The 26,467-nt window shown below is 73.6% G+C and carries 19 protein-coding genes; 12 read left to right on the forward strand and 7 right to left on the reverse strand.

The window, feature by feature from the left end:
• The first annotated feature begins 403 nt into the window (after positions 1-403).
• From IC605_RS06860 to IC605_RS06890, 7 genes are all read left to right on the forward strand, one after another.
• Positions 404-1,129 (forward strand): SDR family oxidoreductase, encoded by a 726-nt coding sequence (locus IC605_RS06860; RefSeq protein ID WP_216320795.1) that lies wholly within the window; start codon positions 404-406, stop codon positions 1,127-1,129.
• A gap of 1,049 nt (positions 1,130-2,178) precedes the next feature.
• Complete coding sequence (locus IC605_RS06865) at positions 2,179-2,667, forward strand: hypothetical protein (protein WP_216320798.1); 489 nt, start codon at positions 2,179-2,181, stop codon at positions 2,665-2,667.
• A gap of 186 nt (positions 2,668-2,853) precedes the next feature.
• Positions 2,854-4,377, forward strand: coding sequence for a DUF11 domain-containing protein (locus tag IC605_RS06870; RefSeq protein ID WP_216320802.1), 1,524 nt, complete (start codon positions 2,854-2,856; stop codon positions 4,375-4,377).
• A 74-nt stretch (positions 4,378-4,451) separates the two neighbouring features.
• Positions 4,452-5,873 (forward strand): DUF11 domain-containing protein, encoded by a 1,422-nt coding sequence (locus IC605_RS06875; RefSeq protein ID WP_216320805.1) that lies wholly within the window; start codon positions 4,452-4,454, stop codon positions 5,871-5,873.
• A gap of 85 nt (positions 5,874-5,958) precedes the next feature.
• On the forward strand, positions 5,959-7,797 hold the full coding sequence (locus tag IC605_RS06880; protein ID WP_216320809.1) for a DUF7507 domain-containing protein: 1,839 nt from the start codon (positions 5,959-5,961) through the stop codon (positions 7,795-7,797).
• Positions 7,788-10,979 (forward strand): hypothetical protein, encoded by a 3,192-nt coding sequence (locus IC605_RS06885; protein ID WP_216320812.1) that lies wholly within the window; start codon positions 7,788-7,790, stop codon positions 10,977-10,979. Before IC605_RS06880 ends, IC605_RS06885 begins: the two co-directional genes overlap by 10 nt.
• Positions 10,976-12,601, forward strand: coding sequence for a DUF7933 domain-containing protein (locus tag IC605_RS06890; protein WP_216320815.1), 1,626 nt, complete (start codon positions 10,976-10,978; stop codon positions 12,599-12,601). Before IC605_RS06885 ends, IC605_RS06890 begins: the two co-directional genes overlap by 4 nt.
• 96 nt (positions 12,602-12,697) lie before the next feature.
• Here IC605_RS06890 and IC605_RS06895 read toward each other — a convergent pair whose 3' ends face one another.
• Both IC605_RS06895 and IC605_RS06900 read right to left on the reverse strand, forming a co-directional pair.
• Complete coding sequence (locus IC605_RS06895) at positions 12,698-12,925, reverse strand: hypothetical protein (RefSeq protein ID WP_216320818.1); 228 nt, start codon at positions 12,923-12,925, stop codon at positions 12,698-12,700.
• A gap of 59 nt (positions 12,926-12,984) precedes the next feature.
• The gene (locus IC605_RS06900; protein WP_216320821.1) at positions 12,985-14,151 is read right to left on the reverse strand and encodes a S8 family serine peptidase; all 1,167 of its coding nucleotides are present in this window, start codon (positions 14,149-14,151) and stop codon (positions 12,985-12,987) included.
• A 604-nt stretch (positions 14,152-14,755) separates the two neighbouring features.
• Here IC605_RS06900 and IC605_RS06905 point away from each other — a divergent pair.
• Entirely contained in the window at positions 14,756-15,643 is an 888-nt protein-coding gene (locus IC605_RS06905; RefSeq protein WP_216320824.1) for a diacylglycerol/lipid kinase family protein, read from the forward strand.
• 167 nt (positions 15,644-15,810) lie between these two features.
• On the opposite strand, the gene IC605_RS06910 is transcribed toward IC605_RS06905, so the two are convergent.
• Positions 15,811-17,214 (reverse strand): alpha/beta hydrolase family protein, encoded by a 1,404-nt coding sequence (locus IC605_RS06910; protein ID WP_216320827.1) that lies wholly within the window; start codon positions 17,212-17,214, stop codon positions 15,811-15,813.
• A gap of 175 nt (positions 17,215-17,389) precedes the next feature.
• Here IC605_RS06910 and IC605_RS06915 point away from each other — a divergent pair, with 175 nt between their 5' ends.
• From IC605_RS06915 to IC605_RS06925, 3 genes are all read left to right on the forward strand, one after another.
• Positions 17,390-18,508, forward strand: a complete 1,119-nt coding sequence (locus IC605_RS06915) for a glycosyltransferase family 2 protein (protein WP_216320831.1) — start codon at positions 17,390-17,392, stop codon at positions 18,506-18,508.
• Between the two features lie 253 nt (positions 18,509-18,761).
• Positions 18,762-20,033 carry a dGTP triphosphohydrolase gene (gene dgt, locus IC605_RS06920; protein WP_216320834.1) on the forward strand — a complete coding sequence of 424 codons (1,272 nt, stop codon included), beginning with the start codon at positions 18,762-18,764 and terminating at the stop codon, positions 20,031-20,033.
• A gap of 76 nt (positions 20,034-20,109) precedes the next feature.
• Entirely contained in the window at positions 20,110-20,880 is a 771-nt protein-coding gene (locus IC605_RS06925) for a RusA family crossover junction endodeoxyribonuclease (protein WP_216320837.1), read from the forward strand.
• A gap of 338 nt (positions 20,881-21,218) precedes the next feature.
• Here IC605_RS06925 and IC605_RS06930 read toward each other — a convergent pair whose 3' ends face one another.
• A complete protein-coding gene (locus IC605_RS06930) occupies positions 21,219-22,205 on the reverse strand; it encodes an acetylxylan esterase (RefSeq protein ID WP_216320840.1) in 987 nt (328 codons plus the stop codon).
• A gap of 112 nt (positions 22,206-22,317) precedes the next feature.
• Here IC605_RS06930 and IC605_RS06935 point away from each other — a divergent pair, with 112 nt between their 5' ends.
• A complete protein-coding gene (locus IC605_RS06935) occupies positions 22,318-22,830 on the forward strand; it encodes a hypothetical protein (protein ID WP_216320843.1) in 513 nt (170 codons plus the stop codon).
• A gap of 135 nt (positions 22,831-22,965) precedes the next feature.
• Here the strand turns inward: IC605_RS06935 and IC605_RS06940 are convergent, their stop codons facing one another.
• Genes IC605_RS06940 through IC605_RS06945 form a run of 3 tightly spaced genes read right to left on the reverse strand, consistent with a single transcriptional unit; the run spans position 22,966 to position 26,416 of the window.
• Positions 22,966-24,006, reverse strand: coding sequence for a GAF domain-containing protein (locus tag IC605_RS06940; protein WP_216320847.1), 1,041 nt, complete (start codon positions 24,004-24,006; stop codon positions 22,966-22,968).
• Positions 24,003-24,128 (reverse strand): hypothetical protein, encoded by a 126-nt coding sequence (locus tag IC605_RS25020; protein ID WP_281416216.1) that lies wholly within the window; start codon positions 24,126-24,128, stop codon positions 24,003-24,005. The genes IC605_RS06940 and IC605_RS25020 overlap by 4 nt, the downstream gene beginning before the upstream one ends.
• Positions 24,125-26,416 carry a PAS domain-containing sensor histidine kinase gene (locus tag IC605_RS06945; RefSeq protein ID WP_216320850.1) on the reverse strand — a complete coding sequence of 764 codons (2,292 nt, stop codon included), beginning with the start codon at positions 26,414-26,416 and terminating at the stop codon, positions 24,125-24,127. Before IC605_RS06945 ends, IC605_RS25020 begins: the two co-directional genes overlap by 4 nt.
• Positions 26,417-26,467: the final 51 nt, after the last annotated feature.

Below are 26,467 nucleotides of genomic sequence, written 5' to 3' on the forward strand. Positions count from 1 at the left end.
TGGCCCCCCCGGCCGAGATCACGAGGACGCGGCGCTCCGCGCTCACCGGGGACAGCATCCCGAGACAGGCGGCCAGACGGTCCGGGGAAGGACACGGCCCTTCACGGCGCCGCGCGTGGGCTTCCTACACCCTGGGTCTCAAGGCGGCGGATGGGCGTCGGAGGAGCGTGGTGGGGCACCGCAGACCTCCTGACCTGCCGCCCGAACCGCCTCTCCCCACCTGCGGGCTTCGCTGGCCCTGGATATGACATACGTCTTGACCCGGCCCTCCCGACGCGTGCGGCCAGGCCGGGGGGCGGATGCAGGAACGCTCCCTCCGGGCCTTCGCGTTCCTGGCCCGGCTGATCCGGCGCGGGGCAACGGCGGGCGCCACCCCCCGCGCTCCCAACGGGTACAGTTCCGCATGGACATCAAAGACAGGGTTGTGTTGATCACGGGCGCCTCCTCAGGAATCGGGCGGGCCGCCGCCGAGCTGTTCACCGCCCAGGGAGCGCGGGTCGCGCTGGCCGCCCGTTCCGCCGGGGCGCTGGAGGACCTCGCGGCGCGGCTGCCCGGCTCGCTCGCCGTCCCCACCGACGTGACCCGCGAGGAGGACGTGCGCCGGATGGTGGCCCGCACCCACGAGCACTACGGGCGCCTCGACGTGCTGGTGAACAACGCCGGGCGCGGGATGCGCGCGGGCGTGGCCGAGGTGGGGTTGCAGGACCTGCGCGACCTGCTGGAACTCAACGTGGTCAGCGTGGTCAACGCCACGCAGCAGGTCGTGCCGATCATGCGGGCGCAGGGCGGCGGAATGATCGTGAACATCAGCTCGGGGACGACGAAAACCCTGATTCCCGGCATGGGGCTGTATTCGGGAACCAAGCACGTGGTCAACCACCTCTCGGACATCGCCCGGCTCGAACTCGCGCCCCTGGGCATCCGGGTCAGCACGGTCTACCCCACCCGGACGGCGACCGACTTCGGCTTCAACTCGGTGGGCATTCGGCCCGGCGAGGGCGAGGCCTACGCACAGGGGGATTCCGCCGAGTCCGTGGCGGGCCTGATTCTGGAGGCGGTGCGGACGGAGGCGCCGGAGGTCATGGCCGAGGCGGTGCGGCGGATGGTTGCCCAGACCTCCCGGAAGTGAGGGCCGCCCCGACGACTGCCCCTTGACGGGGCGGCCCCTCGCGTTCACCCGACCTCTCCGGCTTCAACGTGCCGGAGGGTGTGGTCGCGGGGACGCTTCAGGACCGCGTGAACGGCTCTGCACCTGCGGCCAGACGGGGGACCCGCACGGCCTGGGCGAGCCGCCGGGTGGACCTGACCCCCACCCGGCCCGGCCGTTGCGGGCATCCCCTGCCCGGCTGGCGCCGCCCGCGTGGTTCGCGGGGACGGCCAGGAGGCCGCGCCAGGCGAACCCGGCGCCCTGATCCTGACCGGGCCCTCTCCTCGCCCCGGGCGACCACGCGCGCGGACGCCGTGATGGACGACATCAGCACAAAGTTCCCCGCCGGGACGAGCCGCAGGACACCCTGCCACACGACGTAAGGCGCGAGGCTCCGCGCGTCCGCCACCTGGCGACCTCTGGGGGAATACCTGCCCCAAGAAACCCGCAGGATCGGCAGGAGAACGCGAGGAACGACCGGAGGAGGTGCACGCGCGGCGGGAGTTCCGAACACCTGACCCCCCACGTGCTCGTCAAGGCTTCCCAACGCGCCGAACGCGTCCGGGGGAATTCCGGTTGTGGGCGTGTGCAGTGGTGCCCGACATGTGCGAGCGGCGCCATAGGCGGGGAACCGGGCCGGACGGAGAGAACAACAGGGCGCCGGTCAGGTCCCGCCGCTGGGGCAATTTGCGTGACCGACCCGCATGGCCCCGTATGGCCCCTCGTGCGAGAGAAAGCCTGGCGACCCCAGCGGCAGCCCGGCCAGCACGCTCGGGACCAGCCGGACGGGCGGTGATTGACGCGCAGGGCCAGGTGCGGAGCAACCACCGCAGGCGCTGGCGGTGGGATCGTCCTCCGGCTGTGACCTGACCCACATGCCACGACGCCACCGTGACACTCCTGTCAGAGACCATCCCCTAGGGTTCTTCTTGGCATGAAGCTTCCATGAAGGCACGGGAGTCGAGGTGCCGCTCCCAGTGCACCGCCGGCCTCCCGGTCTTCGCCTTTCGTCGCTTCGTCGGAGGAACACCATGAATGTCTCTCTTACCGCCCCCCTCATCCTCACGCTGGTCGGTGCCAGTCTCGCCGCCGCCGCGCCGGGCACGCCTCCCAAGCCCACCCTGACCGTTCAGCGTGTGGTGACGGTCGCGGTCGAGGGCAAGTCGGCGGAACGGCTGGAAGCGGTGGCGACCACCCGCCCGGGGGACCTGCTTCAGGCGAGCAGCGTCTTCTCGCTCAGCGGCAAGGAAAAGGGCGCGCGCTTCACCGTGCCTGTTCCCGCCAACACGACCTTCGTGCCCGGCAGCGTCCGGGCGAGTGCGGGCGTGCGCGTGACCTACGCCCTGAACCCGGCCGGACCCTTCTCCGCGACGCCGCTGAAAACGATTACGGTGCAGGAAAACGGCAAGGCGGTCACGAAGGAAGTGCCTGCCCCGCAAAACGAGTACCGCGCCGTGCGCTACGACCTCACCGGCCTGTCGGGCACCGTGACGGTCGGGCACCGCATCCGGGTGAACTGAGGCCCCCTCGCCGGGGGGCATCCAGCCTCCGGACGTCCAGACGACCAGACCGGCACTTCACCCCGGGAACGCCTTGAACCAAGGCAGAAAGGCAGCGCCTGACCGCGCTGGTGGGGCCTTCCCTCTCCTGCTGGGCGCCCAGGGCGCACTCCCCGGCAGGCGTCTCCCGCCCCACACTCCCCTTCGATGAAAAAGCTCCTCGCCACCACCCTGGCCCTCGCCGCGTTCTCCGTGTTCTCCCAGGGACTCGCCGTGGGCACCGCGGCCAACACCGCGATCTCCAACACCGGCTATCTCGACCTCACCGACGGGGTGACGACCACCACCCTCACCTCCACGCCCGTCGTCGTCAACGTGACGCAGGTGTACGGGATCACCATCACGCCCGACGGCACCACCACCGCGCCCGGCCAGAACGTCACCCTCTTCCCCGGGCAGACCGGCATCCTGACCTACACGCTGACGAACACCGGCAACGGCACCGACTCCTTCAACGTGGCCGCCGCCACCGCCAACGCCACCGCGCAGGGCGCCAGTATCCTGGGCGTCTACCTCGACAACCCTACGACGGGCACGGTCGGCAGCTACGACGCGGGCGACACGCTCGTGACCTCGGTCGCCAGCCTCGCCGCCGACGCCGCGCGCACCCTCTTCGTGCGCTACAGCCTGCCGAGCGGCACGACGGGCGGCAGCGCCTCGGGCGCCGCGCACCAGCTCAACCTCAGCGGCACGTCGGCGGGCGACACCACCAAGACCGACACCAACAACGTCGGGCAGTTCACGGTGGGCCGCGTCATCGACCTGACGCTGAGCTCAACCCAGACGAAGACCGTCGCGCCGAACGGGACCGTCACCTTCACCGACACGCTGACGAACACCGGCAACACCACGCTCACCGCCGCCGACATCACGGCGACCGTCACGGCCGCCGCCACGAACGCGGCGGGCGCGAGCATCACCAACGGCTTTACCACGACCTACACGGTGGTGAACGGGGCCACCACCGTCTCGGGGAGCAACCTCGACACCCTGATCGACAGCGCGGTCGGCGCGGGGCTTGCGGCGGGGAGCAGCCTGACGATCACCGTGAATGTCGCGGCGCCGAGCGCGCCGAACGACCGCGACCAGCAGGCCCTCTCGATCACCGCCTTCAGCCCCACCACCGGCACGGGCGTGACCAACAACGCCCCCAGCACCGACACGCAGGGGCAGATCGTCAACACCGCCGTCGTGACGCGCGGGGTGGGCAGCGTGACGAAGACCGTGGCCCTGTGCAGCTCCGCGAGCAGTTGCCCGGCCCGCACCGCCGCGACCGCCGGCCCGATCAGCGCCAAGCCCGGCGAGTACGTCGTGTACTACCTCGAGGCGACCAACACCGGCACGGGCACCCTGACGAACGTCCGCCTGCGCGACGTCCTGCCCTCGGACTTCGTGCCCACCAGCGTCGGCGCCACCACCAGCCTCACGGGCGGCACCCTGAAGTTCAGCACCGACGGCACGGCCTGGGCCAGCGACGTGACCACCCTGGGCACGCTGACGGGCGGAAGCTCCACCCTGCACGTGGCGGTGGAAAACGGCGGCGTGGCGACCACCATCACCACCGCCGACACCTTCACGGCGGGCAGCACCCTGCGCCTGCGCATCGTGGGGTACATCCGCACCGGCGCCACCACCGGCGGCACGGTCACCCGCGACGACAGCGGTCTGTAAGCCGTCTGTAAGGCCCTGCCCACTACCTTAAGCCCCGTTCAACGCCACTCTTCCCGCCCCCTGACAGGAGAACCATGAAGAAACTGCTCATCACCGCCCTGCTCGCCGCCGCCTCCGGCGCCCTCGCCGTCGGCGCCCCGGCCGGCAGCACCATCCAGAACATCGGTGTCTTCGAATTCACCGACGTGGGCGGCACCACCACCTCCACGCCCACCACGCCGGTGAACGTCACCGTCAGCCAGCAGTTCGACCCGAACGTGCGCCAGGACGGCACGGTCAGCAACGTGGGGCAGACCGTGACCGCGCTGCCCGGCCAGACCGCCACCCTGACCTACGACGTCGAGAACCTCGGCAACGGCACCGACACCCTCAATCTGACCGTCACCGACGCCCAGACCGGGGCCCCGCTCGCCGCGACGATCTACCTGGACAACGGCGACGGTACGTATGGCGTGGGCGACACCGCCGTGACCAGCCTTCCGAACATGGCCGCCGATGAGCTGCGCCGCGTCTTCGTGGTGTACACCGTCCCGGCAGGCGCGCCCGGCAACCAGCAGACCTACGTCAACCTCACCGCGACCTCGGCGGGCGACCCCACCCAGACCGACAACAACAACGTCGGCCTGATCACGGCCATGAGCATCCTCTCCCTCACGCTGGACGGGGACAACACCGTCAGCGTCACCCCGACGGGCACCGTCACAGCCACCCACACCCTGACGAACACCGGCAACGCGACCCTCGACGCGAGCACGCTCGTCGCCACGAGCACGCTGACCGACCCGAACTCGGCGAGCGGCGGCGTGACCTACACCGTCACCAACAGCGCCACCGGCGCCTCGGTCAGCAACGCCAGCTTCCAGACGGCGCTGCGGAACGCGGGGAATCTGCCCGCGGGCGAGACCTACACCATCGTGGTGACCTACACGGGCGCGGCGGGCGCGACGAACGGCCAGTCGTTCACCAACCTGCTCACGGTGTACAGCAACGCGACCGACACCACCGGCTTCGACAACCGCGTGGAACAGGGCCAGGCCGTCAGCGACACCGACACCGTGACCGTCAACCGCGGGGTGGCGAGCGTCTCCAAGACCGTGGACAACTGCGGCGCGGACGCCCTTTGCCAGACCGCCCCGGTGCTGAACTCCACGACCGCCAAGCCCGGCGAGTACCTGCGCTACACCGTCACGGTCACCAACACGGGCGGCTCGGCGCTGCGCTTCCCCACCCTGCGCGACTACGTGCCCGCGAACACGACCTTCAAGTCGGTCACCGGCACCTCCACCCAGTCGGGCACCGTCCTCTACAGCAACAACCGCACCACCTGGTCCGCAGGCGCCCCGAGCGCGCTGGCGACCAGCACGACGAGCGCCTCGGGCCCCTTCGTGTACGTCGGCCTGGACAGCAGCAACGACGCCAGCGTGGACGCGGGCGACAGCCTCGCCCCCGGCCAGACCCTGCGCCTCGTGATCACGGTGCAGGTGCGCAACAACTAAGCCCCACCAAGTCCCTCTTTCCCCACGCGGGCAGGGTCGCGGCGCCGGTTCTCCGCCCCCTGCCCCGTTCCACGACCGGAGACCCATGAAACGCCCCCACCTGCTGCTTGCGCCCCTGCTGCTCTCGGCCGGAACCCCCGCCGGAAGCGTCATCGAGAATGTCGGCGTCTATGAGGACGCCTCGGGCCGGGTCGAGAGCCGGGTCACGGTCACCGTCGCCCCGGTCTGCTCGGCGAGCCTGACGCCGGGCCGCACGGACCGCAGCACGCACGTGGGCGAGGCCGTCACCGCCGCCTATCTCCTCACGAACACCGGCAACACCCCCGCCACCTTCCCGCTGGGCCTCACCCCCCGGCAGGAGGGGGCCCCCGCCTTCGCGGTCGTGGCCGACCTCAACGGCAACGGGCTGCCCGACGACGCCCCCGTGGACTCGGTCACCCTCGCGCCGGACGGGCAGCTTACCCTGCTCGTGAGCACCACTCCGGCGCGCCCGGGGGTCAGCAGCACCACCCTGATCACGGGGTGTGACGGCGACCTCACGGCCACCCTGACCGTCACCGCCAGCATCGGCGCCCCCGGGGTCAGCAAGACGGTGGACGGGGACGGGGCCGCCGAGGTGGGGGACCTCGTGCGCTACACGGTCACCGTCACCAACCCCGAGGGGATCGAGATGCCGGACGTGCTGGTCGAGGACACCCTCAGCCCGGCGCTGGAGTTCGTCGCGGTCGAGGGCGCCCCGGCGGCCAGCGCCACCCCGCTCCCGGGCGGGCAGACGCGCGTGGCCTGGCGGCAGTCCCTGGCGCCGGGCGAGCGCCGCGTCTACACCCTGGTGGCGCGCGTGCGCGGGGAGGTCGCCGACGACACCGAGGTCACGAACGTCGCCACCGCGACCGGCGAGGGGGGCAGCAACACCTCCACGCCGCCCGCCGTCGTGCGGGTCTTCACCTCGCGGATTCTCGTGACCAAGGCGGTGAGCACGGCGGTGGTCGATCCGGGCGGCACCGTCACCTACACGGTCACCGTCACCAACCCCGCCGACACCACCCTCAGCGAGACGGTGATTCAGGACACGCCCGACCCCCGGATGGAGGTGCTGCCGGGAACGGTGCGGGTGAACGGACAGGCGGTGGCGGCCACCCTGGCGGGCGGCGTGCTGACGGTCCCGGTCGGCACCCTCGCCCCGCACTCGGGCGCCACGATCACCTACGACGCCCGGCTGCCGCTGGTGGGCGACGGCACGCCCCTGAACAACGCCGCGCAGGCGCGGGCCCGGGGCCGCCAGGGCACGGTGATGGCCGACGTGAAGAGCAACGTCGCCAACGCCAAGGTGACCCTGCGCAGGAGCCTGAGCGGCTCGGGCAACGATCTCGTGGGGCGGGTCTTCGTGGACGTGGACGGCAACGCCCGCTACACGTCCGGGACCGACCGCCCGTTGCCCCGCGCCCGGGTGCTCCTCGCCGGGGGGCGCGAGGCGCTGACCGACGCGGCCGGGCTGTACTCCTTCAAGAACGTCGTCCCCGGCCTGAACGCCGTGCGGCTCGATCCGCGCAGCGTGCCGTACACCCCCGCCCCCGCGGCCGCCGCGCCGCAGTTCTCGGCCCCCGGCAGCGCCACCGTGCAGGTCACGGCCCTGACGGTGCTCGACTTCCCGTTGCAACCGAACCGGCTGGGCTTTGGCGCCGGGGCCGAGCTGCGCCTCGCCGGAAGCACCCATACCTTCACCCCGCGCGCCCCCGACGCCGGGTGGGACGTCGCCAGCCGCTCGGAGGCCGGGGCCTGCGTGCGCCTCGGCGAGGCCCAGGCCGGGCGGGTGGTCCGCCTCCCGGCGGGCGTGACCGTCACCACGCCGCTGCCCAGCCCCCATCCCGCCGCCACCCGCCGCCCGCTCAGCCTGCCCCCCGTGGAGGAGATCCCGTGCCCCTGAAACGCGCCCCGCTCAGCCTCACGTTGCTCCTGGCCCTCGGGTGGGCCGGGGCACAGGGCGCGGCCCCGACCCCACCGAGCGCCGAACCCGGCAGCGCGGCGGCTCCCGCCCCCACGTCGGCAGGGCGCCTGACCTTCACCTTCACGCTCCCCGCGCGCGTCCAGAGCGCCCTGATCAGCCTGCCGCTGGGGGAGCGGGTCCTGCCCGGCAGCACGCGGGTGAACGGCCAGCCCGCCGCCGACCCGGCCGTCAGCCCCGAGGGCCTGACCCAGTGGAACGTGCCCGGCGGCACGGTGGCCCTCAGCTTCGAGGTGCCGGGGGACCTTCCCGCGTCCCTGACGCCCGGCGTCGCCGTGCAATACGACACCGGCCTGACGGAGACCCTGGAGGGCGGCGCCCCCTACCGCACCCTCCCGCCCCGGGCGGCCCCGGCCGCGGTGCGGGACGGCCTGATTCTCAGCCCCGCGCAGGGCGCGGGCGTGCGCGGGCGCAGCAGCGTGGGCGTCACCGTGCGCACCCCGCTCAACGCGGACGTGACCCTGCGGGTGAACGGCGAGGAGGTGCCGCAGGCGCGCGTGGGCCGGCGCACCGACGACTCCGCGCGGGGGGAGACGACCCGCGAGTTCATCGGCGTGCCGCTGCGGCCCGGCGAGAACACGATTACCGCCGTGGCCGGGGACGTGCGCGACGAGGTGCGGGTGCGCGCCGCCGACGTGGCGCAGGGCGCCGTGCTGCGGGACGTGGTGGCCCGCGCAGACGGCTTCACGCCGATCACGGCCACGGTCGAGGTCCAGGACGCCGCCGGGGAGCGGACCGTGCTCCCCTTCGTCACCGTCGAGGACCCCGGACGCCTGACCCTCGCCACGCCGGACGCCGACCCCAGCCAGTCGGGGATGCAGCTCCGGGTGGTGGACGGGCAGGCCGAGGTGCGCTTCTCGCCGCTCAGCGGCCCGCTGGACACCCGGCTGGTCCTCGACGTGAACGGGCACCGGGTCGAGCTGCCCCTCACGGTGGCGGCCGACCAGCACCGCACCCTGATCGCGGCGGGCGCGGCGACCCTGAACAGCGCGGGCGAGGGCACGCTGGAGGCGCGCGGCACGCTGGAGGCCCCGGTCGGGCCGGGCCAGCTCACCGTCAACCTCGACAGCGCCGGGGCGCACACGGACACCCCGGAGTACACCCGCTACCCCTCGCTGGGCGACCAGAGCGAGGAAAGGCGTCCCCTGGAGGCGGACGGCCTGCTCGCGGCGCGCTACGACCACCCCGGCTTCACCGCGACCTACGCGCGCCTCTCCGCGCAGGACCCGGTGTTCGGGCGCCCGGACGGCGGCGACGCCCTGAACGTCCGCACGAACGGGGACACGCGCGTCACCGCCTACCTCGCCCCCTACGCGGGAAACACCCACGAGGCGGCGCTGCCGCTGAACGGGACGCGGGTGTCGCGCCTCCCGGCCGACATCGACCCCCAGCGCGCCCGCCTCTTCCTGCGCGTCACGGTGGACGGCGTGACGACCGAGCGTGAACTCGTGCGCGGGGTCGACTTCGTGACCGACGAGGCGGGCGTGGTGACCTTCCCGCGCGCGGTCGTGGCGCAGCCGGACGTGAACACCACCGTCAGCCTGATCGCGCGCGGTCCCGGGCTGGACGGGGAGATTGACCCCGGCGCCCAGGTCGCCGTGACGCGCGAGTTCCGGGCGGGCGAGGCGCGGCTCACCGCGGGCGCGGGCGTCCATGCGAGCCGCGAGGACCTCACGGTCGGGGCCCGGCTCCAGGTCGAGGACCTCACCGGGCCGAACACGCTGGGCGCCGACCTGCTCGTCGCGGTCGCGGCGGGCGGCACCCGCGCCCGGCTGGAGGCGGGCGGCGTGACCTTCGGCACCCGCTGGAGTGCCCTCGCCACCCACGAGACCGAGGGGTACGCCGGGGTGGACGCCACCGGCACCTCCGGCCAGAGCGCCGCCTTGGCCGCCGCCCGGCCGCTCACGAAAACCTTCGGGGTCGGGGCGAGCCTGCGCTACCTGCGGGACGCGAGCGGCACGGGGCTGCGCGCCGGGCTCGACGCCATCTACACCCCCTCGGACGCGCAGGCCTACACGCTCGGCGTCTTCACGGGCACGGGCACCTTGGCGGGCACGGGGCTCAGCGCAGGCGCCCGCCTGACCCGGGGCCCCTGGACGGCGCAGCTCGCCGCCCAGCAGGCCTTTGACACCGGCAACGGCCAGTACAGCGCCGCGCTGCTGCGCCGCCTGCCGCTTCCCGCGCCGGTCGCCACGGCGGGCACCGAACTCGCCGCCGGGGTGCGCCTCTCGGCCCGGCGCCAGGACGGCGACTTCTCCGTGAGCACCGCCGCCGTGCTCACCGGGCGCAGCGGCCCCTACACCGCCAGCCTGGAGTACGCCCTGCCCACCACCCCGGCCGCTGAGGGCGAGGCGCGCGGCAGCGTGCAGGCGACCTGGACCCTGCGCCCCGGCGTGAACCTCGGCGCGCAACTGGGGGCCGGGCCCACCGGGCAGCAGGCCAGCCTGGACGCCCGGGTGAACACGGACCGCACCGTCGCCACGGCGGGCGTGGACCTCGGGCGCAACGTGCAAAGCGGGGAGGGCCGCCTGGCGGGCGCGCTGCGCTTCTCGGTCAGCCACACCCTGCGGGCCGGGGACCGCCCGGTGGGCGTCACCGCCGATGGCCTGAGCGTGTTCGGCGCGGGCGGGGGCGGGCACCGGTACGGCGCCGGGTTCACCTACCGCGGCGAGGAGGTCCAGGTCGCCGCCTACGCCCGCCTGCGCGCCGGGACCCTGACGAGCACCGGGGAGGGCACCGAGCTGATGGCCGAGGTCAGCGCCACCCGCAACCGGGTCCGGGCCCAGGACCGCGTGCAGCTCGCCCTGCGGGCCGTGCCGGGTGACGCGGACGGCCTCGCGGCCCAGGCGGTCCTCGCCACCCGCTACTGGCTGAACGACCGCTTGGGCGTGGGGGCCGCCTACCGGGGGCTGTTCCAGCCGTCGCTGGGCCGCGGCGAGCACGCCTTCGGGGTGGAGGGGACCTACCGCGTGATGCCGGAGGCAGCCCTGACCCTCGGGTACAACTTCGGCGGCTTCACGCCGATCACCGCCGAGCCGACCAAGGCCGGAGCCTACCTGCGACTTGAATTCATGATCGACGAACTGACCGGAGACCGCCGATGAAGCGAATGTTCCTGCGGCTGCTGAGCCTGGCCGCGTGCGTGTCGGGAGGGGGGCTGGCGGCGAGCGGGTGCACGAGCGTGTATGCCCTGACCTCCACGGGCATCAACTGGGTCGACGCGGTGTCGGGCGTGGTGTCGGGCACGTACAATACCAACTTCACCGCCATCAACGGCGCGGCCCTCAATCCGGTGACAGGGCAACTGTTTTTCATCGACCGCAGCACCGCGACGACGAACACGCTCTACCGCTACAACCCGCAGACGCCCACGGTCGCTCCCGTCCAGATCGCGGCGATTGCGATTCCCACCCGCACGGGGGGCCCGGCGAGTCCCGTGAACGTTGGGGCGAGCTTCGACAACTCCACCGGAACGCCGAAACTATTCCTGCTTTACAACAACTACGTGCTGCAAGAAGTTAACCCGTCTACCGGCGCGGTCGTACGCAATATCGACATCAACCTCGGGGGTGGTCCGACGAACACGACGGGCGCGAACACCAACGGCGACATCGTGTTTGTCGGGAGCACACTCTACGCCCTACTTGACGGCACCCAGAACAATACGCCTGGCATGTTCTACGCTAACTTCGGCACGGTGCCCGCCACCGGCACGACCGCCTTGACGAGTACTTCCGCCGTGCGAATCACCTCGGGCGGAACGAACGTAGCCACCGGCACCTACAACGGCATCTCCTATGACCCGGTGACGGCGCGCACGGTATTGAGTGCGGGCGGCGCCAGCGGCGGCACCGTCTTGCTGAACACGGGCAGCGGAGCCGTCACTGCGCTCAGCACCACCGCGAACCTCACCGACATGACCGACTGCGGCAACACGCCGGACCCGCCTACCATTGCCAAGAGCTTCAATTCCGCCACCGTGTTGGTTAACCAGAACAGCCGCGTCACCCTGACCTTCGGCAACACCAATCCCACCCCCTTCTATCTGCGCAGTGCCGTCACGGACACTCTGCCCAACGGAGTCGTCGTCGCCAGCACGCCCAACGCCTCGACCACCTGCCTATCGAGCACGGGGGGAGTGGCAAGCTTCACGGCGGCGGCGGGCAGCGGCAGCGTGACCCTGGCGTCGGGTACCAGCATCCCCGGCGGCGGCTGTACATTGAGCTTCGACGTGACCGCTAACACGACCGGCAGCAAGGTGAACACCATCCTGGCGGGAAACGTGCTGAGCACGGCGGGCACCAACGCTGCTGCGGGCACCGCCACCCTGACCGTCAACGCTCCCGTCACCGGCACTATCAGGAAGGATCAGCGCAACGTCACCCAGGGCGGCACCTTGAACACCACCGCCGTGAACGCCAGGCCGGGCGAGACGGTCGAATACTGCCTGACCGCCGCCCACGCGGGGAGCGGCTACGCCGACGCTACGGTCGCCACCTTGCGAGACGTCATCCCCTCCCCGCTCGTTCCCCTGACGAACAGCTACGGCACCGGCCAGGACGTCCGGATCACCCGCAACGCGGGCACGACGTACACCTACGCCACCCTCGCCAGCGACACCGACACCGCGACCTACACCTCCGGCACCCGGACCCTCGCCGTGAATATCCTGCCCTTCACGGCCGGGACCACGGTCGAGGCGTGCTTTCAGGCCAGGGTTCCCTGACCACGAGGGGCCTGCCGGGGGAGTCGGGGTGCAGGCCCCGGTTCCCCAGGCCCTTTTCTCCCGCCGACCCGCCCAGGTCAGGACCCGGCCGCCGGGTCAGATGGCGCGCATGACGCCGATCTCCTTCACCGCCCGGACGCCTTCGAGGGCCCGCACGCGTTCGAGCCCTTCGGGGTCCACCTCGGCCCTCACCAGGCCGAAGCGCCGCAGGTGCCGGGCGTCGATCTGCCTGGCCCCCGCCGCCTCCAGCGTGCGGATGAGCCCCTCCTCGCCCGCCGGGTCACTCGTGGCCTCCCGCGTCAGCGTGATGTGCACAGGCGTCATGTCGGACCTCCTGGGTCCAGTGTACGCACCCTGGCCCCCCGTGCCGTGAGCCTGACCCGTCAGGGCGCCTGCACGACCCCCGCGCCCCCGTCCTCGCGGGACAGGGTGGGGACCGGGCGGGCCGTCCTCACCAGGCGGTCCCAGAGGGCCCGGCCCGTCAGCCCCGGGTCGCCCTGGGCGTGCAGGGCCGCCACCCCCGCCACGTGCGGGGTCGCCATGCTCGTGCCGCTGACGCGCCGGTACCCCTGCCCCCGCCACGCGGAGAGGATGCCGACCCCAGGAGCGGCGAGGTCCACCGCGCCGATGCCGTCCACGTCGCCGCAGGAGAAGCCCGCCACCCGGTCGCGGCCATCCACGGCGGCGACGCCCAGGACGGACGGGCACGCGGCGGGGTGGCCGACGGGGGCGACGTGGCGGGGCCGGTCGCTCTCGTTGCCCACGGCGGCCACCAGCAGCACGCCGCGCTCGAGCAGCCGGGCCGCCACCACCTCGAAGGTCTCGTCGGCGGGCTCCCCGGCGGCGCGGGGCGAACCGAGGCTGAGCGAGATCACGTCGGCCCCCTGGTCCTCGGCCCAGGCCACGGCGTCGATGATCCCGTCGTCCGCGCCCCGCCCCTGGCGGTTCAGGGCCTTGGCGACGAGCAGCGTCACGTCCGGGGCGACCCCGTAGCGCACCCCCACCCCCGGGGACGCGCGGCCCGCGACCACCCCCGCGCAGTGCGTGCCGTGCCCGTGGCCGTCGTCCGCCGTGGGCTCCTCCGGCACGAAGCTGACCGCGTTGCCCGGCAAGACCGTGAGGTCCGGGTGCGCGAGGTCCACGCCCGTGTCGATCACCGCGACCTTGACCCCGGCGCCGGTCGGGCCGCCCTCCCTCACGCCGATCTGGATCAGGGCCGTCTCGGTCGCCTGTTCCCGCGGCCCGGGTTCGGCGACCTCGGGCGGGTCGGGCAGGGCGCGGGTCCTGTTCGGCGTGACGGAGAGCACGGCCTCGCTCGCGCGCAGGGCCCCGGCCTGTTCGGGGGTCAGCGCGGCGGTGGCGACGCCAAGCGTGGTGTACACGCGCACGTGTACGTCGTTCACGGGGCTGAGCACCGTGCGGGTGGCGCGCACCTGCACGTCGGGCACGGGCGGCACGCCCAGCACGCGGACGAGCAACTCGACGTTCTCGGGCACGGTGTCGCGGAAGACGATGACGTGGGTGGGCTGTTCACGCAACAGGGGGTCCATGTCAGGAAAGGGTACCCGGAGAGGGGCGGATGAGCCCCGTGTCCGCCCGCGCAGGCCACCCCCGTGAGTGACAGCGCGGGGCGCGGCGGCCCGGGAGCGTGGCGACGTGGGACACCTTTGGGCCGTTCGGAGGCCCGGGCTCGTCCTGAAAGCCCACTTCCGGCCGTTTCGTGATGGGACACCTTTGGGCTGTTTTTGAAAAACACCGTCTGAGACGATCTACGACGGTGGGATACTTTTGGGCCGACAGGATGGGATACCTTTGGGCCGAGTTACCTCTTTTTAACGTTCTGGCGCGTAAAAACCTTTTCTTGGGACTTCCAGAGTCACATTTGGGACAGCTTTGGGCCGCACCCCCTGAAAAAAGGGGATACCTTTGGGCCGTTTTGGAGGAAACCGCTCGTCCAGTCCGCCAGATGCGACTCGCTCTGTTGTTTTCTCTTATCCTTCCAGGCAGGGAAACAACCTGCATGGACCGGAAAAAACCCCTACGACCTCTCCTCCTCACCGGGCGCAACCTGGACCGCCTGGGTTTTTTCAGCATCCAGACGCACCTTCTGTTGGAGCCCGTGACGCCCCGGGCACCGGCCAGGAGAGGCCAGCCGTGACCCCGGGTGACCTCAAGCTGCTGGTGAATATCAACGCCCGCCGGGGCCGGGAGTCGGTGAGACCGGCGGTGGAGGCCCTGGCCGCCGCCGGGCTGCGGGTCACGGCGCTGGTGGTCAGCGACCCCCGGGCGGCGGAAGACCTCCTGCGCGCCGAGGTCGAGCGTGGCGCCCCCTGGGTGGTCGTGGGGGGCGGCGACGGCACGCTCTCGCACGCGGCGAACCTCCTGGCGGGGACGGACACGGCCCTGGGCGTGTTGCCGCTCGGCACCGGGAACACCTTCGCGCGCAGCGTGGGCGTGCCCCTCGACCTCGCCGGGGCCGCGCGGGTGGTCGCGCAGGGGCAGACGACGGCGGTCGATGTCGGGCGGGTCAACGGGCGGGTGTTTCTCAACAGCGTGGCGCTCGGGCTCTCGGCGCAGATCGCCCGCAGCCTGGACGGCGACCTCAAGCGCCGCCTGGGCCTGCTGGCCTGGCCCGCCGTGGGGGCGCGGGTGCTGGCGCGCCACCACGCACTCGACCTCACCCTCACCTACGCCGGGGGCACCCTGCGGCTGCACACCCACCAACTGCTCGTGGCGAACGGGCGGTACGTGGCCGGGCCCCTGCGCGCGGCGCCGGACGCCTCGGTGGCGGACCGGCAGCTCGACGTGCTCGTCTTCGGCAAGGGGCGGCTCGCCAGCCTGCTGCGGGCGGGCGTCGGCTGGACGCTCGGCGACCCGGCCCTGCGCTTTTCCACGGACGACCTGCGCGTGCGGACGCGGCGCGGCCGGGAATGGATCAGCGTGGACGGCGACGTGACGCTCGCCACCGCCCTGCACCTGCGGGTCGAGGCCGGGGCCCTGCGGGTGCGGGTCCCCAGGGGCTTCGACGCCCGGCGGGTCTGAGGCCGACCGGCCCGGAGTCCGGACCCTCCGGATGACCCCGCGGAGGTCGTCCACGGGTCGGAGCCTTCCCTGCCCGTGGTCCGTCGGTCACCGCGCCCGACGTGCCCGCGCACCTGGGCCACGAGGGGCCGTCCTTCCGGGAGGCGCCGGGCGCGGCCGACCCGACCTCACCGGGGCGGGAGGTGGTACAGCTCGATCCCGAGCGCGCTGCGGGCCGGAAATCCCTTCCAGTACGTGTCGTCCTGCTTCGGCGTGCCGTCGGGGTTGCGGCTGTACTTCCCGTCCCCGGCGACGGGCGTGGGCACGTTCAGGTACGCGGCGGCCCCGGCGTCTCCCTTGAGGCGGCTGTTCAGGAAGGCCGTCACGAAGTGCGCGTTGAGGTCTTGCAGGCGCTCCATGTCCCAGGCGGGCTCGGCGTAGTGGGCGTACTCCTCGGGGCTTTTCAGGCTCGCCGCCGGGGGCGGGTTGGGCGCGACGTTGTGGCGGGCGTTCTGGTAGACGAGCATGAAACGGTCGGCGTTCACCGCGTTCTCGAAAAGCGACTTCACCCCGCCCGCGTAGCCCGACACGTCGTCGTGGTCGCCCACGATGAACAGGGTCGGCACCCGCAGGCCGCCCAGCCCGGCGGCGTCCCAGAAGCCGAAGCTGGCCGCGTTGTTGATCCCCGCCGCGCGCGCGGCAGCGTCCCCGCCCCAGGGCGCGAAGGCCACGACTGCCTTGAGGCGCGGATCGACCCGGTAGGCCCCCACCGCCCGGGAGGCGAGCGCCCCGCCCGGCACAAACCCGAGAACCTGGGAGGCGAAGCCCGCCCCCGCGAAGTTGAGCGCCCCGTAGCCCCCCATGCTGTAGCCCACCACCGCCGTGTTGTTCGCGTCCACCAGCCCGCGCAGGAAGCTGTTCCCCGCCGTGGAGAGGGCCGCAAGGGCGTCGAGCACCGCCTGGTCGTCGGGCGCGCGGTTGAGCAGCGTGCTGGCAAAGGCCACCTTGTCGGCGTGGGTGCTGTCGGTGTGGTCGATGGAGGCGACGACGTACCCCTTGCTCGCCAGGTTCTCGGCGAGGCGGCTCATCAGGTAGCGACTCCCTGGGTAACCGTGCGAGAAGATGACGAGCGGGTACGGACCACCCTGGGCGGTGGGCGCGGCGCCCCGCGTGGCCCGGCCCGGGAAGGTGAAGGGCACCACGGGCCGCTGCGGGTTGCCGGGCCCGCTCCCCAGCGCGTCGCGGTACTCGGTGGTCTGCGCCTGCCCGGCGGCCAGGGCGGCGGGGTACCACACCTCCACGGTGAGCGGGCGGTCGTAGCGCGGCAGGGGACTGGGCGCCGGGGACGCACCCCCTTGGGTCTGGGCCGTCGCCCGCGCGATGTCCGGCACGTCCCGCCGCACGAGCGTCAGGGTCCGCACCCCCACCGCGTGCGGGCCGCGCGCACTCAGCTCGGGCGCGTCCGGGCGGGGGCCGCCGGGGGCAACCGGGCCGGAGGCGGTGGGCGCGGCGGACTGGGCCAGGGCCCCGCCGCCCAGGGCGAGCAGCGAGGACAGGGCCAGCAGACAGGAACGCGGGGACAAGGCGGGCATGGGTGGACCTCCGGGAGGGGCGAGGGGAGGAGCGGGCCGGGGCGGGCCGACTCGGCCGACGAGGCCAGCGGGACTCGGCCGCCGGTCTGCGGGTGGGTTGCAGGTGCCCGGGCAGCATACACCGGCCCTGGGGCGACCCGGGAACTTCGTCGGCCCGGCCCGGGTACGATCACCCATGTCGCCTTCCCGGGTCGCCCGCCCCCTCGCCACGCTGCTGGCCCTGGCCTCGGGGGCGTGGGCCCCCCTCGCCTGGCGGCGGGTCCGCGCCTTCACCCCGCTGCTGCCCGGCGACGCGCCCGGCGAGGTCAGCGTCATCATCCCCGCCCGCGACGAGGCCGGAAACATCGGCCCCTGCGCGCGGGGCTGGCTGGCCCAGACCCACCCGCCGCAGGAGGTCATCGTGGTGGACGACGGCTCGGCGGACGGCACCGCCGAGGAGGCCCGGGGCGTGCCTGGCGCCCGCCTGCGCGTCCTGTCGGCGCCCCCGCTGCCGCCGGGGTGGGCGGGCAAGGTCCACGCCCTGCACGTCGGGGCTCAGGAGGCGCGGGGCGAGTGGCTGCTCTTCACCGACGCCGACATGCGCGCCCGGCCGCCGCTGCTGGCCCGCGCCCTGGCGACGGCGCGGCACCACGGGTTCGATCTCGTCACCTGCTCGGGCACCCAGGCCCGCCCCACCCTGGCCTGGCGGATGCTGTGGCCGGTCGGCGGCCTGCTGGTGATGGCGGCCAGCGCCCCCGACGGGCGGGCGCGGTACGCGCTGGGCGTCGGGCATTTCCTGCTGGTGCGCCGCGCGGCCTTCGAGGCGGTGGGCGGCTGGGCCAGCCTGCGGGCCTCGGTGGGCGAGGACGTGGACTTCGCCACCCGCCTGCGCGACCACGGCTCCCGGGTCGCCGCCGTGGAGGGGGAGGGGCTGCTCCACACCGCCAGCCTGGCGAACGCCCCCGAACTGCTGGCGAGCTTTCGCAAGAGCTTCTACGGCTCGGCCATCGTGAGCACCCCGCAACTGCTGACGGGCGGGCTGTGGCTGCTCGCCCTCGGGGGCCTGCCGCCCGTGCTGGCCGCCCTCGGCCTGCGGCGGCGGGACCGCGCCCTGACCGCCTGGGCACTCGCGGCCTGGGGCCTCCAGGCCCTGGGGCGCCGGCTCTTCGACCACCGCCTGGGGGTGCCCGCCGCCTACGCGCTCACCGCCCCGCCCGCCTGGGCCGCCTACGGGGGAATGCTGCTCGACGCCGGGTTGCGCCGGGTCACCCGCCGCCCCGCCCTCTGGAAGGGCCGCGACCGGCCCGCGGGCTGAACGTTCGCGGGTACGGGGCCGCCCGACCCCCCGTACCCGCGAACGTTCAGCCCGGTCCGGAGACGGTGGGTGCTCCCGGGCGTGCTCGCCCTGCTGGGCGCCCTTTCCCTCGCCCACGCCCCCTGCGCCGGCAGCTTGTCCCGCGCCGGGGTGGGGTGGTGCCCGGCGGCGGGGACGGCGCCCATGCCCGTCGCCTGCGTGCCCCGCCCATAGGGGGGCAGGCGGGCCGAAGGGGGCGGCGCTATCCTGGGGCGTGCCCGTCACCGCCCTGTACAACTGGTTTAACGCGCACGACACCGAGCGGCGTTACCTCAGCGAGGCGACCGGGGCGGAGGGCGACCGCCGCGATCCCTACGAGCGCGACCGGGCGCGCATCATCCACTCCAGCGCCTTTCGCCGCCTCCAGGGCAAGAGCCAGATTTTCGCGGCGGGGTGGTCGGGCTTCTTGCGCACCCGGGTCACGCACGCGATGGAGGTCGCGCAGATCGCCCGCGCCATCGCCACCAACCACGGCCTGCCGGGCGGGCTCGCCGAGGCGGCGGCGCTCGCGCACGACCTCGGGCACCCCCCCTTCGGGCACAACGGGGAGGAGGCCCTGAACGCCTGCATGCGCCCCTACGGCGGCTTCGAAGGCAACGCGCAGACCTACCGCATCCTGACCCGGCTCGAACCCCTCACCACCCGGCACCCGGGCGTGAACGTCACGCGGGCGACGCTGCTGGGCGTGCTGAAGTACCCCGGCGGGCGCGGCGGGGTGCCCGCGATGTATGAGGACGACGCCCGGCTCGACGGCGGCTGGCTGTACGGGGAGACGGCGCTCGGCGACGACCACCTCCCGCGCAGCGTGATCTGCCAGATCATGGACTGGGCGGACGACATCGCCTACAGCCTGCACGACCTGGAGGACGGCATCCGCAGCGGCCTGCTCTCGCACCACGCGCTCGTGACGGGCGAGGCGGTCTGCCGGGTGACCGAGCGGGCGCGGCGGGCCCACGGGGAACTCGACGAGGCGTTCGTGGGGCCGGTACTGCGCCTTTTGCACGCCCGGCTCGACGACGGGGCGAGCATCGCGCCCGCCACCGCCCGGGTGCGCGAGGTGGAGGCGGCGTATGTGAACCGCTTCGTGACGGCCACCCGGATCGAGGCGCACGGCACGCCGCACAGCGCCTTCGACCTCACGCTCGCGCTGCCGCCGGAGGTGCGGCTGGAGTGCGCGGTCCTCAAGGCGATCACGCAAGAACTCATCTTGCGCGACCAGCGCACCGGGGTCTACGCCCGGCAGGCCACCGGCACGGTCACCGACCTCTTCGGCCTGCTGCTGGAGACGGCGGTGGGTGACCTCGACGACGTGCGCGCGGCCGTGCTGCCCCGCGAGGTGCGCGCGAGCCTGCTGCACAGCGCCTCGGAAGCGGCCCGCGCCCGGATCGTGTGCGACTTCATCGCCGACATGACGGACGCGCAGGCCACCCAGTACCACCAGCGCCTCTTCGGCGCCCCGCAGAGTTCGCCCTTCGCGCCGCTGTAGGACCGGGCGCAACCTGCCGCGCTTTCCAACCCAGGTCCCTGAAAGGTCGGCGGGAGGCTGCTAGGGTGGGGCCGCCTTGACCCGCCGTGCGAAGACCCCCTCCACCCCCGCGTCCGCCCCCCCCGAGCCCGTCACCTTCGTCGTCCCCGCCCTGGTGACGTGGGGGCGCAGCGGCGGGCGGCCCGACCCCACCGCGCCGCGCCGGGCGAAGCTGGTGGGCTACTACACCCGGGGCGCGACCCCCAACCACACGCGGCTGCGCGAGTACCTGGCCTGGAAGGATCACGTCCGCGCCCACGCGCCCCCCGCCCTGCGGCGGCTGCGCCCGGTGGACGAGGCGAGCCGGGTGAGGCTCGACGTGGTGTGCTACTTCGCCAACCGCACCCACGCCGACCCGGAGAACGTGAGAAAGGCGCTGGTGGACGCCCTGTTCCCGGGAGGCGACAAGTGGGTCTACGGCGCCCACGACCACCCGCGCTACGACGCCGCGCGTCCCCGCGTGGAGGTGACCGTCACCCTCTTCGCGGGGGCCGCAGCGGTCAAGGCCCGACCGTCCCCTTCCGCGCCAGAGGCCGCCCCGGTCCCGCCGAAAAAGGAAACGCCACCCCGCCCGGTCACACCGGCCGTGACGGCACGCCAGGGGAAAACCGCCCAGCCGCCGAAGAAGACCCCGCCAACACCCTCCGGCCGTGCGGACACGGGGCGCGGGACGCAGAAGGGCGCCGGGAAGAAGACCCCGGCCCCCCCCCGGCGCCCGGGGCTGTGGGAGACCCTGGAGGCGTGGGCCGCCCGCCTGAGCGGCCAGCCGGAGAGGGAAACCGGACGACCGGGCACGCGCCGCAAGTAGGGAGGGCCCTCTTCGCGCATTCAAACCTGATTCCAACCTCCTCCCCGCTACGCTGGGGGCAGTTCCCCGAGCCCAGGAGGAAGGCATGAGCGTCGCCGACCACACCCCGCTGACCCAGGACCGACCTCCCGGCCGACGTCCGAACCGTTCCCGTCACGCGCGGGCTCGGGGCTAGGGGACGGGCGAGTGGGGGCCTTTCTCCCGACGCGCCGGGGGCAGCCGCCGTGGCCCCGGGTCCCACGGTGTGTACACGGGGAGGCGGGGGCCAGGTGCTCCCGCCTTCTCGTCGGTCGGCGAGGACGCAGGCGGGGCGACCCCCCTCCCCCCATCCGATGGGGTCAGGCGGGGCGGCCTCCCTGTCCGAAGACGTCTTGCAGGAAGGCGAGTTTCTCGAGGTCGTGGTGGCCCTGGCCGCCCTCGTGGCGGTTGAAGGGGAACTCGACGATGCGTTTCTCACCCGCGTAGTGGTTGTAGGCGGCGTAGACGGTGCTCGGCGGGCACACGTCGTCCATCAGGGCCACGCTGAACAGGGCCCGGGCCCGGGCGCGCGCCGCGAAGTGCATCCCGTCGAGGTGCGCGAGGGTGCGCCTGACCTCGGGGAGGGCGTCCCGGTGGACGCGCAGGTAGCCCGCGACCTCGGCATAGGGCGGGGAGTCGGTGAGGCGAATCGCCCGCTCGAAATGGCACAGGAAGGGCACGTCGGGCAGGCACGCGGCGACCCCCGGGACCAGCCCGGCGGCGACGAGGGCGAGGCCGCCACCCTGGCTGGTCCCGGTGACGGCCACGCACGAGGGGTCAATCCCGGGGTGGGCCAGGGCGGTCTCCACGGCGCGCACGGCGTCGGTGTAGAGCCGGCGGTAATAGGAGGTGTGGGGGTCGCGGATGCCCTGGGTCAGGAAACCCGGAGAGTGGGGCTCGCCGCCCGCCCCGGGGTCGGGGGTGTCGCCCCGGCGCCAGCCGCCGCCCTGGCCGCGCGTGTCCATGACGAGGTGGGCGTACCCCGCCGAGGCGTAGAGCAGCCACTCATGCGCCGAGCCCCGCCCGCCCCCGTACCCCAGGAACTCGACCACGCACGGCACCCGGTCCTCGCGCCGCCGGGGCAGGACCAGCCAGGCCCGGACGGGCGAGCCCCCCGCCCCGCCGAACGTCACGTCGAACGCCTCGACGGTGGCGAGGGGCACGTCCGCCGCCTCGAAGCGTGGCCCGGGCGCCGCGGCGCGGGCCTCCTCCAGCGTCCGGGTCCAGAAGGCGCCGAACCCGGGCGGCTCCTCGCGCTCGGGGCAGTAGGTGCGCAGTTCGCTTTCGGGCAGGTCGAAGAGGGCCACGCCCCCCATTTTGCCCGGTGGCGCCGGGGCCGGGCCCGCGGTACCCTCCCCCGGAGATGTGAGACGTGAGAAACCTCCTAGCATTTCATGAACCTTCACGGGAAGATAAGCCATGACCCATCGCCCGCTCTTCTCCAGCCCCCGGCCGACGTCGAGCGGCCGCGTCATGGTGACCGTGCTCGTGACCGCAGGGGTGCTGTACGTGCTGTCGCCGGCGGCCCGCCCGGGCGTGTGCGCGGCGGTGCCTGTGCTGCTCGCCATGCTGCCCGCCGCGCTGGCCGGGGCCGTGTGCCGGGTAGCCCTCGACCTGCTGGAGGGGCCGCGCGGCGGCGGGGCGCGCGAGCCGTGGCCGCTTTTCCTGAGCGCCCTGCTCCTGCTCGGCGCGGTGGGCTGGATGGTGGGCAACGGCTGGCGTCTGGTGGAGACCGCGCCCCTGGCGGGCGGCGTCTGGGAGGGGGTGCTCGCCCTGCTGCTGCCGCTGGCCGCCCTGGGGGCCGTGGTGCTCGCCGCGCGGGCGGGCTACCGCGACGGGGCCGAGCAGACGCTCAGCCTCGGCGACCTGCGGCGGGAGCGCGTGTGGAGCCCGGTGCCGGTGACCCGCCCTCCCCAGAGAAAGGCCCGCTGACCGGGACCGGGCGACCCGGCTCCCCGAGTCACCGGCCCGGAGAGGAGGCCCCGCCCGGTCCGGCGGGGCCTGTGCTGTTGTGCCGGGCGCCTCTCCGGCGAGCGGGGCGACGCCTCCCCCGTTCCGGCCCGCGGTCTAGGCCGGGGCCCGCTCCGCGCGCTCGAAGGCGACCCGCACGCTGCTCGCCGCCGCCTCCAGAAGCTGGCGGTCGGCGGCGCTCCACGGCCGGGGACGCAAGCGGGCCGCGAGGTACACGTGGGGCACGTCGTCCACCCGCCCCAGGGGCAGGGCGGCGACCGTCCGCACGCCGAGGTCCGCCAAGGGGCCCCCCGTCAGGTCGTCCACGAAAAGGGGCGCCCCGCGGCTCAGCACCCGCTCGGTGAGGCTGCCCGGCGGCACCCCCTGGCGGGCGGTGTGCAGCAGGGCGCCGGGCACCCCGGGGGCGTGCCAGACCGTGCGGGCGGCCACCCGGCCCTCCCCGGCGGCGGCGAGCGCCACCCAGTCGAGCCCCGCCTGCCGCGCGACGTGCTCGGCCGTGAGCCGCGCCGCCTCGACCGGCAGGAGGTCGACCTCCAGCGAGGCGAGCAAGACGGCGAGCGTCTCGGTGTGCGCCCGGTTCTCGGTGAGGTCGCGCAGGGCCCGCTCGCGCACGGCGACCTCGCGCTCGAGCTCGCGGCGGGTGCGGCGCAATTCCAGCTCGTCCACGACCATCGCCGCGAGTTCACGCAGCACGGCCCGGTCCTCCCCGCGCAGCTCGCGCGGCTCCGGGCTCACCACGCACAGCGTGCCCAGGCGGTCCCCGTCGGGCGTGATCAGGGGCGCTCCCGCGTAGAGGTGGATGTGGGGCGCGCCCGTCACCATCGGGTGGTCCCGGAAGCGCGGGTCCTCGTGGGCGTTCTCGACGACCGTCACGTCATCCGAGAGGATCGTCCAGGCGCAAAAGGAATGCTCGCGCGGGGCCTCGGTGCTCCCGGTGCCGTGGATCGCCTTGCCCCACTGGCGGTGCTCGTCCACGAAGTTGACGATGGCGATGGGCACCCGCAGCGTCCGCGCGGCGACGCGCACGATCCGGTCGAAGGCCTCCTCGGGCAGGGTGTCGAGCACCTCGTAGCGCCACAGCGCCCGGAGGCGCTCGCGCTCGTTCGCGGGGAGGGGGGGGTGCAGGCTCCGGGTCACCGGTCTCCCCACTCTAGCGGGCACAGCGTGATGCGGGCCGTGATCCCGCCCCCCGGCGTCCAGATCGGGCCCGGTGCCCCCGTGCCGCGCGGCGCGGGCGCCCGCCCACCCGCAGAGGTCACACCTCCCGGACGGCGGGTAGGAGAAGGTGGAAGGTGGTGCCCGCGCCGGGGGTGCTCTCGGCCCAGATGCGGCCCCCGTGCCCCTCGACGATCTTCTGGCAGATGGCGAGCCCCAGCCCGGTGCCCTCGTAGCGGTCGCGGGTGTGCAGGCGCTGGAACATCCCGAAGATGCGCTTCAGGTACGCCTGCTCCATCCCGATGCCGTTGTCGGCGACCCGCACGTGCCAGTGCCCGCCCTCCCGCTCGGCGAGGACGCGGACCAGCGGGGGCACGTCCGGGCGGCGGAACTTCAGCGCGTTGCCGATCAGGTTCTGGAAGACCTGGGCGAGCTGCCGCGCGTCCCCGGAGACGGTGGGCAGCTCGTCCGCCTCCACCCGGGCGCCCGCGCCGCGCACCGCCGCGCCCAGGGCCTCCAGCGCGTCTCCCACGGCCCCGGCGAGGGGCACGGGCCGCGGCGCGGGTGACCCGGCGCCCAGGCTGGCGTAGGCCAGGAGGTCGTCCACCAGGGTCTTCATGCGGGTGGCCCCGCCCGTGATGAAGCCCAGGTAGCGCCGGGCGCCCCCGGGCAGGTCTTCGCCGTACTTGCGCTCGAGCAGCCCGGCGTAGCTCACGACCGTGCGCAGCGGCTCTTGCAGGTCGTGGGCGGCCACGAAGGCGAACTGTTCGAGGTCGCGGTTGCTGCGCGCGAGTTCCTCGTTCGAGCGCCGCAGCGCCGCCTCGGCCTCCTGCCTCTCGGTCACGTCCCGGAAGGTCACGACGACCCCCTCCGTCTCCCCCGAGGCCCCCCGCAACGGGGTGGTGGTGTACTCGACCGGGAAACTCGTGCCGTCCTTGCGCCAGAAGACCTCCCCGTCCACCCGCCGGACCCGCCCGTCCACCCGCGCCGCCTGGATCGGGCAGGCCTCCTCGGGGTACGGGGTGCCGTCCGCCCGGGCGTGGTGGATGAGGGCGTGCTGGGGCCGGCCCAGCATCTCCTCCAGCCCGAACCCCGTCAGGGCGAGCGCGGCGGGGTTGGCGAAGGTCGTGTGCCCGCGCAGGTCGAGGCCGAAGATGCCCTCCCCGGCCGAGTCGAGGATCTGGCGGTTGAGGGCCTCGAGCCGGGCGTTGCGGTCCGAGAGGGCCCGCTCGGCGGCCTTGCGGTCGCTCAGGTCGAGGACGTAGGCGACCAGCGCGTCCCCGGGAGCGCCCGCCCGGGTCACGGCCACGAGGACGGGCAGCCGGGTGCCGTCCGCAAGCAGGTATTCCTTCTCGTAGGGGTCGCTGTGGCCGCGCTCCCGGGCCTGACGGATCGCGCGCTCGTCGGCCGGAAGCCACTCGGGCGGGGTGAGGGAGAGCCAGTTGACCCGCCCGGCCGCGAAGTCCTCGCGGGGAGCGCGGATCAGGCGCAAAAAGGCGTCGTTCACGTACGGGAGCCGCCCCGCCGCGTCCCCGATCACCACGCCGATGGGGTTGGCGTCGGCGAGGCGGCGAAAATGCGCCTCGCTCTCGCGCAGCCGGGTCTCGGCGCGAACCTGCTCGGTCACGTCGCGGCTGGATTCGAGCACCGCGAACTCGCCGGGACGGTCTCCCGGCAGCAGGACGTGGCGCGAGTCCACGACGACCTCCCGCCCACCTTTCGTCGTGTGGGTCAGTCTCCCGCGCCACTCGCCGCGTTCGCGCAGCCGCGCCCCGAAGGCCGCCGCATCCAGGCCGTCCCCCCACCGGGTGCCCAGCAGCGTGTGGGGGACCTGCCCGAGCGCCTCCGCCCGGGAAAAGCCGTACAGCTCCTCGGCGGCGCGGTTCCAGAAGGTGACGCCGCCGCCCAGGGTCCAGACGACCACCGCGTCGTTCGTCAGCTCCAGCAGCTCGGCCTGGTGCCGGGCGGTCTCCTCGGCCTGGCGGTGGCGGGTGAGGTCGCGCGAGACGGCGAAGAGCCGCTCGACCCTTCCGTCGGCGCCGCGCACCGGGCCGACCGTGACCTCCCACCACTTCGGGGTGCCCCGGAAGGTGGGGCAGTACCCCTCGAAGCGCCCGGTCCGCCCCTCCCGCGCGGCGGCGACGGCGGCTTCCAGGGCGGGCCGGGTCTCCTCGGGCCAGAGGGAGGGCCACAGGACGTGCTCGCACACCTGGAAGTCGTCGAGCTCCATCACCTGCCGCCCGCCCTCGTTCATGTCGAGCAGGTGCGCGCCGAGGTCGAGGACTTTAATGCAGTCGGCGCTCGCGTCCACGATCTGACGCAGCAGCGCGAGGTCTTCGGGGCCCACGTCCATGCCGTCGCGGGTGGCCGGGCGATCTGCGGGGGAAGACACGGGCTCATGCTAGAGCGTTTCTTGGGGAAGCGGGGTCTCCCCGCCCCCACC

Origin of the sequence: Deinococcus aestuarii (genome assembly GCF_018863415.1) — a bacterium.
Classification (GTDB): Bacteria; Deinococcota; Deinococci; order Deinococcales; family Deinococcaceae; genus Deinococcus; species Deinococcus aestuarii.